The sequence below is a fragment of the Paraburkholderia fynbosensis genome (assembly GCF_902859935.1).
Classification (GTDB): domain Bacteria; phylum Pseudomonadota; class Gammaproteobacteria; order Burkholderiales; family Burkholderiaceae; genus Paraburkholderia; species Paraburkholderia fynbosensis.
In genome coordinates, this window is sequence record NZ_CADIKI010000006.1 from 85,127 (window position 1) to 101,701 (window position 16,575).

At 65.4% G+C, this 16,575-nt stretch carries 16 protein-coding genes and 1 pseudogene; 12 read left to right on the plus strand and 5 right to left on the minus strand.

Annotation, left to right across the window (positions count from 1 at the left end):
- Positions 1-5: 5 nt before the first annotated feature.
- Genes HV770_RS11755 through hpaI form a run of 3 tightly spaced genes read left to right on the plus strand, consistent with a single transcriptional unit; the run spans position 6 to position 2,077 of the window.
- The gene (locus HV770_RS11755; protein ID WP_175159749.1) at positions 6-416 is read left to right on the plus strand and encodes a 5-carboxymethyl-2-hydroxymuconate Delta-isomerase; all 411 of its coding nucleotides are present in this window, start codon (positions 6-8) and stop codon (positions 414-416) included.
- 37 nt (positions 417-453) lie between these two features.
- The gene (gene hpaH / locus HV770_RS11760) at positions 454-1,257 is read left to right on the plus strand and encodes a 2-oxo-hept-4-ene-1,7-dioate hydratase (RefSeq protein ID WP_175159751.1); all 804 of its coding nucleotides are present in this window, start codon (positions 454-456) and stop codon (positions 1,255-1,257) included.
- 10 nt (positions 1,258-1,267) lie between these two features.
- Entirely contained in the window at positions 1,268-2,077 is an 810-nt protein-coding gene (gene hpaI, locus HV770_RS11765) for a 4-hydroxy-2-oxoheptanedioate aldolase (RefSeq protein ID WP_175159753.1), read from the plus strand.
- A gap of 43 nt (positions 2,078-2,120) precedes the next feature.
- Here the strand turns inward: hpaI and HV770_RS11770 are convergent, their stop codons facing one another.
- Together HV770_RS11770 and HV770_RS11775 are read right to left on the minus strand one after the other, a co-directional pair.
- Positions 2,121-4,454: a bifunctional diguanylate cyclase/phosphodiesterase gene (locus HV770_RS11770; protein WP_175159754.1), complete on the minus strand. Its 2,334-nt coding sequence runs from the start codon at positions 4,452-4,454 to the stop codon at positions 2,121-2,123.
- A gap of 137 nt (positions 4,455-4,591) precedes the next feature.
- Positions 4,592-5,740, minus strand: coding sequence for a GGDEF domain-containing protein (locus HV770_RS11775; RefSeq protein ID WP_175159755.1), 1,149 nt, complete (start codon positions 5,738-5,740; stop codon positions 4,592-4,594).
- A gap of 268 nt (positions 5,741-6,008) precedes the next feature.
- On the opposite strand from HV770_RS11775, the pseudogene HV770_RS11780 reads away from it, so the two are divergent.
- Positions 6,009-6,491: pseudogene (locus HV770_RS11780) on the plus strand (cellulose synthase subunit BcsC-related outer membrane protein); the annotation flags it as partial.
- A 97-nt stretch (positions 6,492-6,588) separates the two neighbouring features.
- Here HV770_RS11780 and HV770_RS11785 read toward each other — a convergent pair.
- Positions 6,589-7,485, minus strand: coding sequence for a fructose bisphosphate aldolase (locus tag HV770_RS11785; protein ID WP_175159756.1), 897 nt, complete (start codon positions 7,483-7,485; stop codon positions 6,589-6,591).
- Between the two features lie 139 nt (positions 7,486-7,624).
- Complete coding sequence (locus HV770_RS11790) at positions 7,625-7,771, minus strand: hypothetical protein (protein ID WP_175159757.1); 147 nt, start codon at positions 7,769-7,771, stop codon at positions 7,625-7,627.
- Positions 7,772-8,184: 413 nt separating this feature from the next.
- On the opposite strand from HV770_RS11790, the gene HV770_RS11795 reads away from it, so the two are divergent.
- The 5 genes from HV770_RS11795 to HV770_RS11815 all read left to right on the plus strand — a co-directional run bounded on the left by HV770_RS11795 (position 8,185) and on the right by HV770_RS11815 (position 12,357).
- Positions 8,185-8,652, plus strand: a complete 468-nt coding sequence (locus HV770_RS11795) for a FecR family protein (protein ID WP_175159758.1) — start codon at positions 8,185-8,187, stop codon at positions 8,650-8,652.
- Positions 8,653-8,717: 65 nt separating this feature from the next.
- Positions 8,718-9,284, plus strand: coding sequence for an OmpA family protein (locus HV770_RS11800; protein ID WP_175159759.1), 567 nt, complete (start codon positions 8,718-8,720; stop codon positions 9,282-9,284).
- Between the two features lie 38 nt (positions 9,285-9,322).
- Positions 9,323-10,807, plus strand: a complete 1,485-nt coding sequence (locus HV770_RS11805) for a CHASE2 domain-containing protein (RefSeq protein ID WP_175159761.1) — start codon at positions 9,323-9,325, stop codon at positions 10,805-10,807.
- Positions 10,808-11,125: 318 nt separating this feature from the next.
- On the plus strand, positions 11,126-11,848 hold the full coding sequence (locus HV770_RS11810; RefSeq protein ID WP_175159763.1) for a cytochrome c oxidase assembly protein: 723 nt from the start codon (positions 11,126-11,128) through the stop codon (positions 11,846-11,848).
- Positions 11,845-12,357 carry a CopD family protein gene (locus HV770_RS11815; RefSeq protein ID WP_175159765.1) on the plus strand — a complete coding sequence of 171 codons (513 nt, stop codon included), beginning with the start codon at positions 11,845-11,847 and terminating at the stop codon, positions 12,355-12,357. The genes HV770_RS11810 and HV770_RS11815 overlap by 4 nt, the downstream gene beginning before the upstream one ends.
- Here HV770_RS11815 and HV770_RS11820 read toward each other — a convergent pair.
- Entirely contained in the window at positions 12,321-12,833 is a 513-nt protein-coding gene (locus HV770_RS11820; RefSeq protein ID WP_175159767.1) for a DUF2231 domain-containing protein, read from the minus strand. The two genes, HV770_RS11815 and HV770_RS11820, sit on opposite strands and share 37 nt — an antisense overlap.
- Positions 12,834-12,911: 78 nt before the next feature.
- Between HV770_RS11820 and coxB the strand changes: the two genes are divergently transcribed.
- The 3 genes from coxB to HV770_RS11835 are packed head-to-tail and all read left to right on the plus strand — an operon-like array spanning position 12,912 to position 16,452.
- Positions 12,912-13,583, plus strand: coding sequence for a cytochrome c oxidase subunit II (coxB, locus tag HV770_RS11825; RefSeq protein ID WP_246290866.1), 672 nt, complete (start codon positions 12,912-12,914; stop codon positions 13,581-13,583).
- A complete protein-coding gene (gene ctaD, locus HV770_RS11830) occupies positions 13,580-16,117 on the plus strand; it encodes a cytochrome c oxidase subunit I (protein ID WP_175159771.1) in 2,538 nt (845 codons plus the stop codon). The genes coxB and ctaD overlap by 4 nt, the downstream gene beginning before the upstream one ends.
- Positions 16,114-16,452: a hypothetical protein gene (locus tag HV770_RS11835; RefSeq protein ID WP_175159773.1), complete on the plus strand. Its 339-nt coding sequence runs from the start codon at positions 16,114-16,116 to the stop codon at positions 16,450-16,452. The genes ctaD and HV770_RS11835 overlap by 4 nt, the downstream gene beginning before the upstream one ends.
- Positions 16,453-16,575 lie beyond the last annotated feature (123 nt).

Genomic DNA, 16,575 nt, shown 5'->3' on the forward strand with positions numbered 1-16,575 from the left:
CCGACGTGCCACATCTGACACTCGAATATAGCGCCAATCTCGCCGGCCCGGAGCGCATCGGCCAACTGTGCAACGCGCTTGCGCAATGCCTCGATGCGCAACGCGAAAACGTCAACGAAAGCGAACAGCGGGTTTATCCGCTCGGCGGCATTCGCGTGCGCGCTTTGCGCTACGAGCAGTACTGCATCGCCGACGGCGGCCCCGACGCCGCATTCCTGCATGCGAATCTGAAGATCGGCGCAGGTCGCTCCGATGCCACGAAAAAAGCAACTGGCGACGCGCTGTTCGCCCTGATCAAACAGCACTTTGCGGTCGAGTTCGAACAGCAGGGCCTGGCGCTGTCGCTGGAAATCGGCGAGTTCAGCGAAGCCGGCACATGGAAGCACAACAATCTGCACGCGCGACTCAAACGCTGACACCCGAAGCCGCGCTGCGGTCCATAGAGAATCCCTCATGCTAGACGAACAGACTATCCGCGAGCTCGCGGCGCAACTCGATCACGCCGAAAAAACCCGCACACAACTGCGCCACTTTTCCGCGCAATATCCGCAGATGACCGTACAGGACGGCTACGCGATTCAACGCGAGTGGGTCAAGCTCAAACTGGCCGAGGGCCACGTGATCAAAGGCCGCAAAATCGGGCTGACGTCGCGCGCGATGCAGCGTTCGTCGCAGATCGACGAGCCCGATTACGCGCCGCTGCTCGACAGCATGTTCATCGAGAACGGCCAGGACATTCGGGCGGACCGCTTCATTGCGCCGCGCGTCGAGGTGGAACTCGCGTTCGTGCTCGGCAAACCGCTAAAGGGTCCCGGCGTGACGCTGTTCGACGTGCTCGACGCCACGGCCTACGTGAGCCCCGCGGTGGAAATCATCGACGCGCGCATCGAACAGTTCGACCGCGAGACCAAAGCGCCGCGCAAGGTCTACGACACGATTTCGGACTTCGCCGCGAATGCGGGCATCGTGCTCGGCGGCCGCCCGGTGCGGCCGCTCGATGTCGACCTGCGCTGGATCGGCGCATTGCTCTATAAAAACGGCACCGTCGAAGAAAGCGGTCTTGCCGCGGCGGTGTTGAATCATCCGGCAACGGGCGTGGCGTGGCTTGCCAACAAGATCGCGCCGTACGACGAAGCACTGAACGCGAACGACGTGATCCTGAGCGGCTCGTTCACGAGTCCGATCGCGGCACGCGCAGGCGACACGTTCCACGTCGACTATGGCCCGTTGGGCGGCATCGGTTTGAATTTCATCTAAGTGGAGCGACATGTCTTTACCGCCCAACCCATTTAAACGCGCGCTGGCGGAAGGCCGGCCGCAATTCGGCCTGTGGGCCGCGCTCGCCGACGCGTATGTGACCGAACTGCTGGCCACCGCCGGTTTCGACTGGCTGCTGATCGACAACGAGCATGCGCCCAACGACGTGCGCAGTACGCTGTCGCAATTGCAGGCGGTGGCCGCGTACGCGTCACATCCGGTGGTGCGCCCGGTGCGCAGCGACAGCGCGTTGATCAAGCAGTTGCTCGACATCGGCGCGCAAACCCTGCTGCTGCCGATGATCGACTCCGCCGCGCAAGCCGTCGACGCCGTGGCAGCCACGCGCTATCCGCCGCAAGGCGTTCGCGGTGTAGGCAGTGCGTTGGCGCGGGCATCGCGCTGGAACCGGATACCGGACTATCTGACCACCGCCGCCGATGAGTTGTGCGTGCTGGTGCAGGCGGAAACCGTGCAAAGCATGGAGAACCTTGCGGCGATTGCGCGCGTCGAAGGCGTCGACGGCGTGTTTTTCGGGCCGTCGGATCTGAGCGCGTCGATGGGCCTGCTCGGCAGGCCGGGCGACGCGAGCGTGCGCGCCGCAATTTGCCATGGCATCGACACCGTGCGTCATGCGGGCAAAGCGGCGGGCGTGCTGGCGCCCGATCCGGCGATTGCCGCCGACTATCTCGCGGCGGGTGCGAGCTTCGTCGCGGTCGGAACGGATACGGGTCTGTTGAGCCGCGCGGCGGCGGAGCTGGCTGCGTCGTATAAGACAACGGCGCAAGCGGCTGCGCCGGTCAAAGACAAAGGCGGTTATTGAAGCAGGCCGCCTCCACGCCCCACGTGGTGTCCGCGGCAAAACACTACTCCCCCGCGGGCCATGGCAACCCAAGCTCCGACCAGTCCAGCTCCACGCCGATCACCGAACGCTCAGCCGCGAACTGCACGGCCAACGTCACCGCGACGCAAGGCCGTCCGCTCGCCAGCGAAAGATAAGGATTACTGGCGACCGCCACACCCGGCAACAGCACCGCATTGCGGAAATACGGCCGATGATCCCATCGCGCACCGCGCGGATCCGCCACCGGATGCAGGGATGCGCCCTCCTTGCTCCAAGCCGGCCCCGGCACCTCGTGACCGATCTGCCGGCCTGAATCGTCGAGGATGAAACAGCTGACGCAGCGCTCGAACGTCGCGAGCGTCGCAAACGCGTCGTCCGCCACGGCGCCGGCCAGCAACGCGGCGGCGGCGAGCCGCAACGCGACCCGGTACGGTTCCACTTCGGATTCGAACAACGCATGCTGATGCGCGCGCCCCTGAGCAATCACGTCGAACGCGTCGTCGATCTGCCGGTGCACGAACTCCGGCGGCGCGATCTCGACCGCGGGCCGCCCGAGCAGATAGCCCTGCGCGAAATCCACATTCGATTCCACCGCGAGTATCAGCTCCTCGGTCGTCTCCACGCCTTCGACCACCACCAGCATCCCCGCCTGATGCAGCAGCGAGACGAGCTTGGGCAGGATCGGCTGTTCGGTGCCGTGAGTGGTCGCGCGAATCAGTTCGCCGTCGAGCTTGACGAGGTCCGGGCGGATGCGCAGCAAGCGGTCCAGATTCGACTGCCCGGCACCGAAGTCGTCGACGGCGATCAGGAAGCCGTGCTCGCGGTACGCGGCCGCCGCCCGCGACATATCGTCGACGCTGCCGCCATGCGATTCGAGAATCTCGAGGATCACGCGCTCGGTGTCGAACCCCGAACTGCGCACGAGGGTGGCGAGCTGGTCGGCGTATCCATCGGCGATGAAGGTGGCGGGCAGGATGTTGAGGAATAGCCACGCATCGCCCGGCAGCGACCGGCACGCGTTGCCGAGATGCACGGCATGGCTCGCGCGGTCGAGCGCGCCTTCGTCGTTGGACGGCTTCGGCGCAAACATCACTACGGGCAGCACCAGCGTGCCGTCGTCCTGCTCGCCGCGCAGCAGCGCCTCGAACCCGACCTGCTTTTGATGCGACAGACTGTAGAGCGGCTGGAAGTGCGAGATAAGGTAAAAATCGTCCCAGCGATACCGCCGCCCCGCGCCACCCTCGATGGCCTGCGCATCGGCGGCGAACGGCTGCAGCGCGTCGAGCGGCAGCGCGCGTGCGGCGCACACGCGGTTCCTGCCCGAGTGTTTCGCGCGCAGCAACGCTTCGTCTGCGCGGTCGAGCAGCACCATGATGCTTTCGCCGCGCCGATGCTCGGCCACGCCGAAGCTCGCGGTCAGATTGCCGTCCGGGCGTTCGATCGCTTCGATCGCGCCGCGCATGCGTTCGGCCAGCTTCAGTGCGCCGGCCAGGCCGTCGTGCAACAGCACGGCGAACTCCTCGCCGCCAATCCGGCTCACGCTGTCTTCCGTGGTGGTCTCGTCCATCAGCACCTGGGCGACCCGGTGCAGCGCCCAGTCGCCGAGCGCATGGCCGAACCGGTCGTTCAAGGACTTGAAGTTGTCGATATCGACGAAGATCGCGCTGATGCGCGCCTCGGGCGCAAGCCCGCCGAGGCGGCGCTCCGCCTGCTTGACGAAGGCCCGGCGGTTTTGCAGGCCGGTCAGCGGATCGGTCGCGGCAAGCTGCGCGAGCTGGCTCTCGAGCAGGAAGTGATTGCGCCTGAAGCGGTAAAAGCCCAAGTGAAACACCATCGAAGCCGGCACGCCGATCACCACGATCCACGTCCACACGGCGATGCCGACATCGTGCGCAAGCGGCTCGCCTAGCAGCAGCACGAAGGCCGCCGCATAGAAGAGCACGCTGCCGGTGAAGAAGTGCGTCGGCGTGAGCCACAGCGGCGCCGCGCAAACCGGGATCACCACCAGCGCGGGCAGCACCCACAGCAGCGGCTGCGCGAGGCCGGCGGTGTTCAGCGCGAGGCCCGCCACCAGCACCTGCATGTACGCGACGCCGATCGCGCCGAACAGCAAGGTCGATTTCACATTCGGAATCGCCAGCACCAGCAGCAGGAGCACCAGCGCGCAGAGCAACTGGTAGGTGAGCGGCGGCGCCGGGCCGTCCACCAGATTGCGCGCGCCGACCATGCACAGGAATGCGACCACCGTGAATGCCATCGTCACCGTGGACAGTGGGCGCTGTTGCTCCAGCGAGCGCTCGTGAAAGCGATCGCGCAGACCGGGATCGGGCAGGTGCTGCGTTGAGGTGGCAGACATATCGAGGGTTATCAGCTGGTGGTTCCAGTTACTCCGCCAATGGTTATCGGCACATGACTCACGGATATTTATGCCTGCCGCGCAAATAGAGGTAAAAAATTCCGCGGATGCCCTTGTCGATGCCCTTTCGATGCCGGTTACGCGGCCGCCATCACGCGATTGCGGCCCGATTCCTTGGCGCCGTACAGTGCACCATCGGCGCGCGCCATCAACTGGGCGAGCGACTCGGAGCGCCGATGCTGATCCACACCGACACTGAAGGTGTAGCGCAGTCCGCGCGGCAGGCCGGCCGGCGTGGTCGCGACGAGCCGGCCGCGCAGGCGCTCGAGCAGCGCGACCGCGTCGGCGGCGGTGGTCGCCGGGCACAGCACGCCGAACTCCTCGCCGCCCAGCCGGCCGAATACGTCGCCGTCCCGCAGGTTGTCCGCGACGAACGCCGCAAAGTGCACCAGCACCTGATCGCCGGCGGCGTGGCCGTAGGTATCGTTGACGGCCTTGAACGAATCGATGTCGATGATCGCCATCGTCAGCGGCGAGCGGGTCCGCAGCGACGCCTTGAGCAGCCCTTCGCCGATCGCAAGGAAAGCGCGGCGCGACAGCGCGCCTGTCAGGTCGTCGACGTTCGCGAGCCGTTCCAGCCGTTCGGCGAGGCGGTCGTGCGCCAGCATCACGACGCCAATCGACAGACAGGGCGGCGCGAGAATGCCGAGCGCGAGAAAGATGATGTTGGACGGGGTAACCTGCATGAGGCCGGTCTGCATAAGGATGCCGAAGCCGTACATCACGCCGCGCGACGCATGCCCCGCACACAGCAGCGTGGCCGCCACCGCAAGGAAGTAGTAGCTATAGCGCGGCCGGTGCGACGGACGGCCGCGCACCATCAGAGCGGCGAGCACCGCATAGAGTCCCGCGTGATACGCCGAAACCAGTGCGACGCGTGCATTGAAGTCCGGCGCGGCGAAGGTCCAGTACGAAATGCCGATCAACACCGCGACGAGCCCGGCGTACGCCGCCCATGGCCGCGTGCGGCGGCCGAGAAAACGCAGGCAGCCTTCGATCACGAGCAATAGCGACATGGCCAGCAACTCGTTGGCCGCGACGAAGGTCAGCCAGCGCGACGCATGTCCCTGCAGCGCGAATGCAAGCAGCGCGACGATTGCGACCGCGTTGGCCGCGATCCAGTAGCCGACGCCGGGAATCGCCGCGCGCCATAACGACCCGAGCACGGCCATGGCCATCGCGCTGGATAAAACGGTGACCAGCAGAATACTGAGTGGATTGAGCATGGCAAGTGAATGACTCGAACGACGTGACAACGGCACGGACGCTTGTAACGCGTACCCGCGCACGCTTCATATGCGTGATTAATACGCGCCCTCCCCGCTCGTGCGCCATTGCGTGCGCGGCGAGTCTTGGAATATTCGTCAGCTTATACGGTCTGCGTAAAAATTACTTCACGCTATAGCGAAGCACGATTTTGTAAGCCCCGCGACGGCGAATCCCCAGCCGCGGGCGCCGCAGCGGCCGCAATACGGCGCGCCGGATGGCTATGCCTACAACGGGAGCCTCTCGTACTTCACGTATGGCGAAGGCGATTATTTCAGCCCGCAACGGTACGTGATCCTGAATTTGCCGGTGGAATGGACCGGACGCAACGGCCAGTTCACCTATGACCTCAGCGGGGCGATCGGGTGCAGCATTATCGGCAGGACCCGTCCAATTATTTCCGTTGAACGAGGCCTCCGGCCGGCAGGGCGCGGCGGCGGACAATGCGGCATCGATCGGCAGCGGCGTGGATAGCGGCGCGGTGTATCCCGGCCAGAGCAAGACGGGCGTGTCGTACCCGCTCAGCGCGGTCGGTGAATATCAACTGGCGCCGCAGTTGGCGTTCGGCGCGACGCTTCGCTCGGCAATGCGTATGAGTATCGCGAGTTCCTCGCCGCCGTCTATGTGTGCTACAGCTTCAGCAAGCAGACAGGCTTGCAGCCGTTCCCGCCGACGCCGCTCAGTTCGCCGTACCTGTCGTTGTCGAATTGACGGGGGCGCGGGCGGTGACATGCCGGGTGGCGGTGATCGTTGCAATGCCCAGCTATCCGGGCATTGCAAGATTCACCGGCCGCTAGCGGGCTGCCCTTCAGACCTTGACGACGGAAGCCTGATAAATCTCTTCGACGGCCTTTTCCAGCGTCGCGTCGAATTCACTGTCGCTCATCGGCTTCTTGAGGTCGTTGATCAACGCCCGCGAGAAGCTGGCGATCATGCCGTGATTGGAAGCGAGCCGCGCGCACGCATCGCTTCGCGAGTACCCCCCCGACAGCGCAACCACCCGCGCCACTCGCGGATGCTCGATCAGCGGACGATAAAAGTCCGCGGTCTCGGGCAAGGTCAGCTTGAGCATAACGCGACTGCTCTGCGGCAACGCGTCGAGCCCCTTGCTCAGCTCCGCGCGCAGCGTGGCCTCGGCGCCCGCTTTGTCGGGACTCTTGATCGACACTTCGGGTTCGAGAATCGGCATCAGGCCGTGCGATTCGATCTGCGCCGCCCGTTCGAATTGCTGCCGCACGATCGCCGCGATGCCGGCCGGTGAGTTCTCGTTGATGACCGAACGCATCTTCGTGCCGAAGATGCCGAGCTTCACCGCACGCTCGAGCAGTGCGTCCAGTCCCGGTATCGGTTTCATCAGTTGGACGCCGTTGGCTTCGGCTTCCAGTCCCTTGTCGACCTTGAGGAACGGCACGACGCTCCGCTCCTCCCACAGGAAGGCCGGCACCGGCTTGCCCTGCGCCTGACCATCCATGGTGGCTTCGAACAGAATCGCGCCGATGATCCTCGCGCCGGTAAAAGCAGGCGCGGTGATGATGCGCACGCGCATCTCGTGGATCAGTTTGAACATGCCGGCGTCGTCGCTGTAGGCGGTATCCGGAATGCCGTAGAGCCGCAACGCACCGGGCGTCGATCCGCCGCTCTGATCGAGGGCTGCGAAGAAGCCCTGCTTTTCACACACCTGCGCCATCATTCCGTCTTTAGCCATGAACACCTCTCTCTGTCGATAGCCGGATAACAGCCCGGTGAGTCCGGTCCGGGCCCGTTGAAATCTGCTCCATCAGGGTTCCGCCTGAACTGAAGGGCATAGCCGTATTCAAGCGCATCCGCTGAAGGCGCCGCAAGCCCTATCTACCCGGGTTCGTTCCTGCGTCGGCGCCGTTGCGCAGCCGCTGCCTGCGCCGTCGGGCGCGGACGACGCTCACGAAGATCAACACGACGGCCAGCAACGTCAATTCGATCAGCGCGGGAATCTGGATAGGGTCATGGAACATGAGGGAAGCCTCCGCCACAAGGTCTGCTCATATTACGCCCGGCGGGCATTGCTGTACGGCATCCGGTTCATGATTCGGCGTGGTTCGGCTTTGAAGCGGGCGAGCCGGGGCCTGCAAGGCCAGCCGCCGATCCCGGCCCCGATCGCAGCGCACCTGCAGCAACACTTTCGGCAACTGCAAGCCTTTCGGGTGACGTTATGCGCGGCAGCGCACAGAGTCGTTTGCATCGGCGGACCTACCCTGCTGGATACCGCAGAAGCGCCTCCCTGGCTCCCCAGGACTCGCCTTTCCGCCTCCCCTTCGCCAGTCCCAGCTCCACCGGCAGTCGGGCCATTATCGGTCCAGCACCACGTCGACATCGGCACGCCGCGCCGCTCCGTGGAAAGTAGCGCTCTCGCCAACAGGTGCCGCCGATGCGTTTCCGATCCATCGCCCATGCATTGATTCTTGCCTGCGGATGCGCGGCCGCCGCCAATGCGCGCGCGGAGGATGCCGCCGGCGTCGTCAAGACCGTCAAGGGCGCGGTGCGCATCGAGCACGCGGGCGCAAGCGCGGGCGCGACGATCGGCACCGACGTGTACAGCAGCGACCGCATCGTGACCGGTCCTGAGTCGTCGGTCGGCATCACGCTGCGCGACACGACGTTGCTGTCCGCGGGGGCCAACACCACGCTCGAACTCAACCGGTTCGCGTTCGACAATACGACCCATGCCGGCGTGCTCGACGCCAGCGTCAAACGCGGTTCGCTGGCCGTGATCTCCGGCAAGCTCGCCAAGGCGAATCCGGACGCGGTCCGCTTCAGCACGCCGACCACCACGCTGGGGGTGCGCGGCACCGAATTCATCATCGAAGTCGGCGAGAACGGGGGGAATGCGCGTTGACAGCCCTTATCCGCTCTCACCGGCCAGCATCACTATCGGCAACGCTGTTCGCCGCGGCATTCGTCATGCTGAGCTTCCTCAGCGGATGCAGCACGCCGCCGGACCGGATCGTTCTGTTGCCCGATCCCGAAGGCAAAGTCGGCGCGGTCATCGTGCACAGCGCCAACGCGCAGCAGACCATCGACACAGCCTACGCGGGCGTCGACGTGACCAGGAACGGCGCCATGGAAAAGACCATGGACAGTCGCTCCGGCGTGCAAGCGCGCTACGGCGAACTGCTCGCCGCCCGGCCGCCGCGCCCGATGACCTTCACCCTGTTCTTCCTGTTCGACTCGGCAACCCAGTTGGCCCCGGAGTCGCCCGCCACGGTCGAGAAGCTGAAAGCCGTCCTCGCGAACTGGCCCGCGCCGCAGATCGTGGTGATCGGCCACACGGATCTGGCCGGCTCCCAGCAATTCAACGACAAGCTGTCGCTGCGGCGGGCCAAAAGCGCCGCGGCATTTCTGGTCAAGGAAGGCATTCCCGCCGGGAAAATCGAAACCGCGGGCCGGGGCAAACGCGAGCCGCTAGTCCCGACGGCGGATGGCGTACCCAATCGCATGAACCGGCGGGTCGTCATCACCATTCAATGACGCGCACGGGTCGTCGGTGCTGAGTCGCCCTTCCTTCGATGAAACGCTATTACGACCTCTGGCTCGCCCGCATCAAGTCTCTGCTGAAGGCGACGCAGGGGCGTCCGGTCGCGCTCGCGGTGCTGTTCGCATTGAGCTTGCTCAACCTGGCCAGCGAATGGCCGAGCAACCTCGCGCGTCCGGCCTTCGTCACCACGCTCGAGCAGACGCTGCCCGACTCGTTCAAATCCGCGCGGCAACTGCTGTTCGACCAGTACCAGCGTCACTACCCGCGCATGCCGGGCGCACAGCCGGTGACGATCGTCGAAATCGACGAGGAGACGCTCGCCAGCGTCGGTCAATGGCCGTGGCCGCGCAACCGCCTCGCCGGTCTGATCGACGCGATCGCGGCACACAAGCCGCTCGCGATCGGTCTCGACATCTACATGCCGGAGCCGGATCAAACCTCGCCCGACATGGTGGCCGGCAATCTGCCGGAAACCGCCACGGCGCTTGCGGCCGCATTGCGTGCGCTGCCCAGCCACGACACGATTCTCGCCCGCTCGCTCCATGCCGCGCCGACCATCCTGGGCGCGGCCGCGCTCGATCATGCCGCCTTCGCCACCAGCATCGATCTGCGTAGCGCGCCGATTCTCCTGCATGGCGCCGACCCGCTGCCGCGCGTACCGCGTTACGACTACGTGCTCGCCAGCCTGCCGCAATTGCAGGCCGCGGCGCACGGCCAGGCGATGCTGAGCGTCGCGCTCGAACAGGGCGTGGTCCGGCATATTCCACTCATCATGGGTCTGCGCGACACGCTGGTCCCCAGTCTGCCGATGGAGATGCTGCGCGTCGCCACCGGTTCGGCGGCGCTCGATGTATCGACCAACGGTTCCGGCGTGCAGACGGTCGGGGTCGCCGACGTGCAAGTGCCCACGCAACCCGGCGGCGACATCTGGCTGCATTTCGCATCCATCCGCTCGACGCTGGGCCGTTATGTGTCCGCACGCGAGGTCCTCGACGGCAAGGTCGATGAGGACCGCATCCGCGACAAGCTCGTGCTGGTCGGATTGACCGGCGCCGGCGTGACCGACATGCGCACGACTCCGTTAGGAGAACTGGTGCCGGGCATCGAGATTCAGGCGCAGGTCATCGAGACCATCGTCGAGGGACGCTTCCTGCTGCGTCCCACATGGCTTAAATGGACCGAGAGCGGGTTCATCATGGGCGTCGGCCTACTGCTCATCTGGTATGTGCCGCGCAGGCAATCGCGGCTCGTGGGGATGATAGGGGCCGTGCCGAAGGCGGTCACGGTGCTGGGGCTGTGCCTTCATCTGCTGAATCTCCTATGCTGCTTCTATATTTTCATTCGCTTCGGACTGCTCGTCGATGCGGCCGCGATCTTCATCATTCTGTCCGCGGTGATGGGCTGTTTCCTCTCGCCCGCGTTGCTTCATCTGCAGGAACAAACCCGGCTGGAAGCCGCCCTCACGCAAGCTCCATCAGCCGATCAGGACGGCGCAGGCAAGGCGCCGGGCACTTGATTAGCACTCTTATGAAAGCTCGTTGTCAGCCTGACGAGATCGGTAGAATCCGCCATAGCTGGCCCCAAAGCGCGCTATTTGCGCTACAGTACCTCTGCGGTCGATGAGGCTGCGAACCCGTTTCGATAATTTTCCAGGTTCTTCCAGCGCGTTCTACGCAACCTGTGAGGTGACGGAAATGGCAGATGCGGAAAGTGTCCCGGTGAGCGCGCGTGCAGGTGCTCATGTCTCCCACAAGACAACCGGACGCGAGTTACGAAGAAAAATACAGGCCGCGTGTTACGCGATCGAAACCGGACTCTCGGACGACATCGCGCCATGCCCTATCTAGTCGCCTACTGCGGGCCGGCCGCGCTCCCCGCCGATCTGTGGTTTCGCTGGAACACCGACCCGCTGCTGCTCGCAGCGCTTGCCGTTTTCGCCTACCTCGTCGCGAGCGGCCGCAGCGCCGATGCGCGAGCGGGCTGGGCCGCGCTGGCGCTTATGGCCGTCGTGTTCGTCTCGCCACTGTGCGCGCTGTCGTCGGCCTTGTTCTCGGCGCGCGTGACCCACCACATTATTCTGATTGCGGCCGTCGCGCCCTTGCTCGCACGCGCGTTTGCGCTGCCGCGCCTCGGTTATGCGCCGCTCGTTCCCGTGGTCGCCGCACATGCGGTGATCGTGTGGCTCTGGCATGCGCCCGGTCCGTACACCTGGGGACTCGCCACGGTGCCCGCTTACTGGCTGATGCAAACCACGCTGCTCGGCAGCGCGTGGCTGATGTGGCGCAGCGTCCTTGCGCCGACGCTGCAAACGGGCGCCGCCTTGATGGCGCTAGTCGCAACGATCGGGCAAATGGGTCTGCTCGGCGCGTTGATCGTGTTCGCTCCGGCACCGCTCTATGTCGTGCATTTCGGCAGCACCGCCGCATGGGGACTCACCCCGCTTGCCGACCAGCAGCTTGCCGGACTGTTGATGTGGGTGCTGGCGATGATCCCTTATCTCGCAGCGGGACTGTGGCTCGCGTGGTCCAGCCTGCGCGTCAGAGAGCCCGCACTGTGACCACCCTGCTGAAGTTCATCCATCTGGGCGCGATCGCGATATGGTCAGGTGGCCTGATCGTATTGCCCTACCTGTTCCGGCAACGCCGCGCGTTGCCGCCCGGCTCGGACCTCGACCGTCTGCACCGCATCACGCGACTGGTCTATGTGGAGCTGACTTCGCCCGCCGCCTTCGTCGCGATTGCGAGCGGCACGGCGCTGATTTTCCTGCAGGCCACCTTCGTCGAATGGTTTTCTCTCAAGATGGTGCTGGTCGGCATCATGGCGATGCTGCATGTGGTGGCCGGCCTCGTGATGCTGCATCTGTTCCTGCCCGACGGGCATTTCGGCAAGCTGTCCTCGATCGCGCTGACGAGCGCCTATGTGGTCGTGATCGTCGCGATCATCTGGATCGTGCTCGCCAAGCCGCACCTCGACTCAAACCTGTTCGCCCCGCATCTGTTCGAGCCAGGCGGACTCGCCCGCTGGCTGCATCAGTCCTTCGGCGACACGAGAATGCCGACGCCATGATCGAACACGAGCTTGCCCCCATGCCAGCCGGCGAAGCCCGTCATCACCGAGGCGAGAACCGACAGCGCGAGTCCGTGCGGAAGGATCTGCCCGGGATAGTAGAGACGTACGCCCCAGTTGGCGCCGGCAATGGCGACCAGCGTCATCGCGGCTACCGCGTGGGACCAGCTCGCTTCCCTCAGGCGGATGCCGCGCACGAGCAGAATCTCGCCGGTGCCGACGAGGCTCGCGCCCACGCCGCTCCAGAACGCGAAGCCCGCGGCCCACAGACCCGCCCTCACCCAGAACGGATCGCCCGACCACCAGTAGAGCACGTCGATGCCGAGCGTGGCGACCACGAACGCGATCGGGAAATGCACCATCATCACGTGAATCGGATGCCCGACGAAGGCGACGGCCGAACCCGCATCGAGCCGCAACAGTTCCAGCAACACCTCGCTCTTGCCGTTGGATCCGGCATGGTCTTTCTTTGCCATGGTCACAGTCCCTCGCGTCGAATGCGTGATCGTGCGAACCATCATAGCTGCTTGCGTGGACCGGTCCAAGCGGGATCGATGGCGGCCCTGGGCGCGGCGCTGTCGGGCTGCGCCGGCCCGCTGTCGACGCTCGCGCCGTCGGGCCCCGCGGCGGCGTCGATCGCCGGGCTGTGGTGGACGATGCTGGCGGGCTCGGCCGTGCTGTTCGCGCTGGTGCTCGTGCTGTTCGCGCTGGTGATGCGGCGCCCGGGCTGGGGCTCGCAGGTGTCGCCCGCGCGCTGGATCGTGCTGGGTGGCCTCGTGCTGCCCGCCGTGATCCTGATCCCGCTGATCTGCTATGCGCTCCTTGCCGGCGAACGGCTGTTGCCGCTGCCGGGCCATGCGCCCGCGCGCGTCGACGCGATCGGCAAGCAATGGAGCTGGACCTTCCGCTATCCGGATCAGGGCGGACTGGAGACCCATGACGTACTGCACCTGCCCGCGGGCACGCCGGTCGACATCGTCGTCACGAGCGAGGACGTCATACATTCGTTCTGGATACCGCGCTTCGCCGGCAAGATCGACGCGATACCCGGGCACGCCACACGTCTGCGCGTGCAGGCCGATCAGCCCGGTCAGTACGAAGGGCAATGCAACCAGTTCTGCGGGCGGGGACATGCAGGAATGCACTTCACGGTGATCGTCGATCGTCCGGAAGACTTTGCCGCCGCCGTCAAGCAGGCGGCCGCCAACGGGGAGATAAAGAAATGAGTGTGCCCGTCGAGCCGCCGTCACAGAGCATGAACGCGTTGCGGCTGCATCGCCAGCTCGCCGCGATCTGGGCCACCGGGCCCGGCGTGCAGCGCCTCGCCGCCGTGAACCATACGGTCCTCGGCATGCGCATGATGATCACGTCGTTCGTGTTCTTCGCGATTGCGGGCGTGCTCGGCATGCTCACGCGCGTGCAGCTCGCGACGCCGCACGCGGCTTTCATGGACGCCGAGACCTATAACCAGGTCTTCACGATGCACGGCTCGATGATGCTGTTCCTGTTCGCGATTCCGATGGTGGAGAGCTTCGCGGTCTACCTCACGCCGAAAATTCTCGGCTCGCGCGACTTCGCGTTCCCGCGCCTGACCGCGTACGGCTACTGGTGCTATCTGTTCGGCGGCACGATCCTCACGGTCTCGCTGATCATGCGCGCCGCGCCCGACGGCGGCTGGTTCATGTACACGCCGCTCAGCTCGAACGTCTACACGCCGGGCATCAATGCCGACGTATGGCTGCTCGGCATTACCTTCGTGGAAATCTCCGCGCTCTCGCTCGCGATGGAAATTGTCGTGTCGATCCTGAAGATGCGCGCGCCCGGCATGTCGCTCGACCGCATGCCGATTTTCGCGTGGTACATCCTCGTCACGGCGATGATGATGATCGTCGCCTTTCCGCCGCTGATCCTCGGCTCGATCCTGCTCGAAGTGGAGCGCGCCTTCGGCCTGCCCTTCTTCGATCCGCGGCGCGGCGGCGATCCGCTGCTGTGGCAGCACCTGTTCTGGCTGTTCGGCCACCCGGACGTGTACATCATCTTCCTGCCGATGGCGGGCGTGCTGTCGACCATCATCCCCGTGTTCGCGCGGCGGCCGCTGGTCGGCTACCGGGCCATCGTCGTCGCCATCATCGCGCTCGCGTTCCTGAGCTTCGGCATCTGGGTCCATCACATGTTCACGGTGGGCATTCCGCATCTGGCGCTCGCGTTCTTCTCGGCCGGCTCGGCGATCGTCGCGGTGCCGACCGCGATCCAGTTCTTCGCGTGGCTCGCGACGCTCTCGCACGGACGCCCGCGCTGGGATGTACCCATGCTGTACGTGTTCGGCTTCTTCTTCGTGTTCACGGCGGGCGGGCTGACCGGCGTGATGCTCGCGATGGTGCCGTTCGACTGGCAAGCGCACGACACTTACTTCGTCGTCGCCCACATGCACTACGTGGTGGCCGGCGCGCTCGCGTTTCCAATGCTCGCGGCGTTCTACTACTGGCTGCCGTTGCTGACCGGCCGCACCGCCGTGCACAAGCTGTCGCTGCCGGCGTTCTGGCTGGTGTTCATCGGCTTTAACATGACCTTCTTCATGATGCACCTGACCGGCCTGCTCGGCATGCCGCGGCGCATCTTCACCTATCGCGGCGACGAGGGGTGGAACTGGCTCAATCTGCTGTCGTCGGTGGGCAGCTTCGTGATGACGATCGGCTTCGCGCTGGTGGCGATCGACATCATCGTGCAGGTACGCTACGGGCGGCGCGTGCGGCGCAATCCGTGGGATTCGACCACGCTGGAATGGGCGATGCCGATTCCGCCCGCGCCGTACGCGTTCGCGTCGATCCCGCGCGTGGGCACGGAAATGGAGGACGTCGCGCCGGGCAAACTGGCGGCGCTGCTCGCGCGCGGCGACGGCTATCTCGGCTTCACGCGCAACGGCTGGCAGGAAACGCTCGGCGTGCATATGACTTCCGGCGAACCCGAACAACTGATCGTACTGCCGCGCGCGACCTATCTGCCGCTCGTCACTGCCAGCGTGACCTGCGTGGCGGTGCTGTCGATGCTGTTCGGGTTCTATCTGCTGTCGCTGACCTTTGCGTTCGTGACCTTCGGTCTCTTCATCTACGCGGGCCAAAGTGCGGGTCACGCGCGCGATTACGGACCGCTTCCGGTGGGCCGCGGCGTCAGCGTGCCGCCGCATACCGAAGTGGCCGGCGCGCCCGCGTGGCTCGCGCTGATCTGCACGTTGGTCGCGAACGGCACGCTGTTCACGTCGCTCGTGTTCGGCACGTTCTATCTGTGGATCGCCGCGCCGAACTGGCCGGCCGCGGTGAGCCCCGAGCCGAGCCGCCTGTTCGCGCTCGTGAGCGTCGTCGCGCTGGCCGTCGCGGCGGTGGCGGCGCGCGGGTCGCTGCGCGCGGCCGCCGCGGACCGTCACGCGCATCGCTGGATCAGCGTTGCCGCGCTGGCACTGGTCATCGCGATCGCCGCCGATGTCGCGCTGATCGCCGGCGTCATGCCGCACCCGCGTGAGCACGCGCTCGGCGCAACGGCGGCAGCGTTGCTGACGTATGTCGGCATTCATGCGGGCATCGGGCTTCTGTTTCTGATCAGCAATGTACTGCGCATCGGCGCCGGCTTCGTCTCGCCGCGCCGGCTCACGGACCTGCGGCTCACGCGCTTGTGGCTCGACTACACGCTGACGACGGGCATCATTGCGCTGGTCCTCGTGCTCGCGCTGCCCTCGCTGGTCGCGATGCTGGGAGCACGGCCATGAACGGACGGCCGCTTGCGCCACGGCGTTTGTGGTGGCTCGCCGTGGGCTTCACCATCTGGTGCGTTGCGCTCGTGATCCTGTATGCGCTGCACGCGATCGGCTGCGCGTTCGGCTGGCCGAGCGGGCCGCTGCGTGTGAGCCTTGCCATCGTGTTGCTGCTGCATCTGGTCGCGATCGGCTGGCTGTGGCGCTATCGCGCGGCGGCCATGCGCGATCCGGGTCCCGAGCGCATCAGTACGTTCATGCATACCGTCGTCATCTGGACTTTGATCGCGGCGCTGGTTGCCACGGTTATCACGTTTGGGCCCGCGCTCTTGCTGACTACTTGCATATGAACGCGACGACCGGCGACGCTTGAAACAACAGATGACGCAATAGCTCGCGCGCTGGCCAGCGCTCAGGTTGGCGCGCCGGTCCGCCCGCCCCGCTTTACAGCCGCCATGCCGGCATGTCTGAAT

Excerpts from the sequence above, each read along its gene's own strand:
- hpaH (WP_175159751.1), top strand. The coding sequence starts at position 454 with ATGCTAGACGAACAGACTATCCGCGAGCTCGCGGCGCAACTCGATCAC.
- hpaI (WP_175159753.1), top strand. The coding sequence starts at position 1,268 with ATGTCTTTACCGCCCAACCCATTTAAACGCGCGCTGGCGGAAGGCCGG.
- HV770_RS11770 (WP_175159754.1), bottom strand. The coding sequence starts at position 4,454 with ATGTCTGCCACCTCAACGCAGCACCTGCCCGATCCCGGTCTGCGCGAT.
- HV770_RS11775 (WP_175159755.1), bottom strand. The coding sequence starts at position 5,740 with ATGCTCAATCCACTCAGTATTCTGCTGGTCACCGTTTTATCCAGCGCG.
- HV770_RS11785 (WP_175159756.1), bottom strand. The coding sequence starts at position 7,485 with ATGGCTAAAGACGGAATGATGGCGCAGGTGTGTGAAAAGCAGGGCTTC.
- HV770_RS11790 (WP_175159757.1), bottom strand. The coding sequence starts at position 7,771 with ATGTTCCATGACCCTATCCAGATTCCCGCGCTGATCGAATTGACGTTG.
- HV770_RS11795 (WP_175159758.1), top strand. The coding sequence starts at position 8,185 with ATGCGTTTCCGATCCATCGCCCATGCATTGATTCTTGCCTGCGGATGC.
- HV770_RS11800 (WP_175159759.1), top strand. The coding sequence starts at position 8,718 with ATGCTGAGCTTCCTCAGCGGATGCAGCACGCCGCCGGACCGGATCGTT.
- HV770_RS11805 (WP_175159761.1), top strand. The coding sequence starts at position 9,323 with ATGAAACGCTATTACGACCTCTGGCTCGCCCGCATCAAGTCTCTGCTG.
- HV770_RS11810 (WP_175159763.1), top strand. The coding sequence starts at position 11,126 with ATGCCCTATCTAGTCGCCTACTGCGGGCCGGCCGCGCTCCCCGCCGAT.
- HV770_RS11820 (WP_175159767.1), bottom strand. The coding sequence starts at position 12,833 with ATGGCAAAGAAAGACCATGCCGGATCCAACGGCAAGAGCGAGGTGTTG.
- coxB (WP_246290866.1), top strand. The coding sequence starts at position 12,912 with ATGGCGGCCCTGGGCGCGGCGCTGTCGGGCTGCGCCGGCCCGCTGTCG.
- ctaD (WP_175159771.1), top strand. The coding sequence starts at position 13,580 with ATGAGTGTGCCCGTCGAGCCGCCGTCACAGAGCATGAACGCGTTGCGG.
- HV770_RS11835 (WP_175159773.1), top strand. The coding sequence starts at position 16,114 with ATGAACGGACGGCCGCTTGCGCCACGGCGTTTGTGGTGGCTCGCCGTG.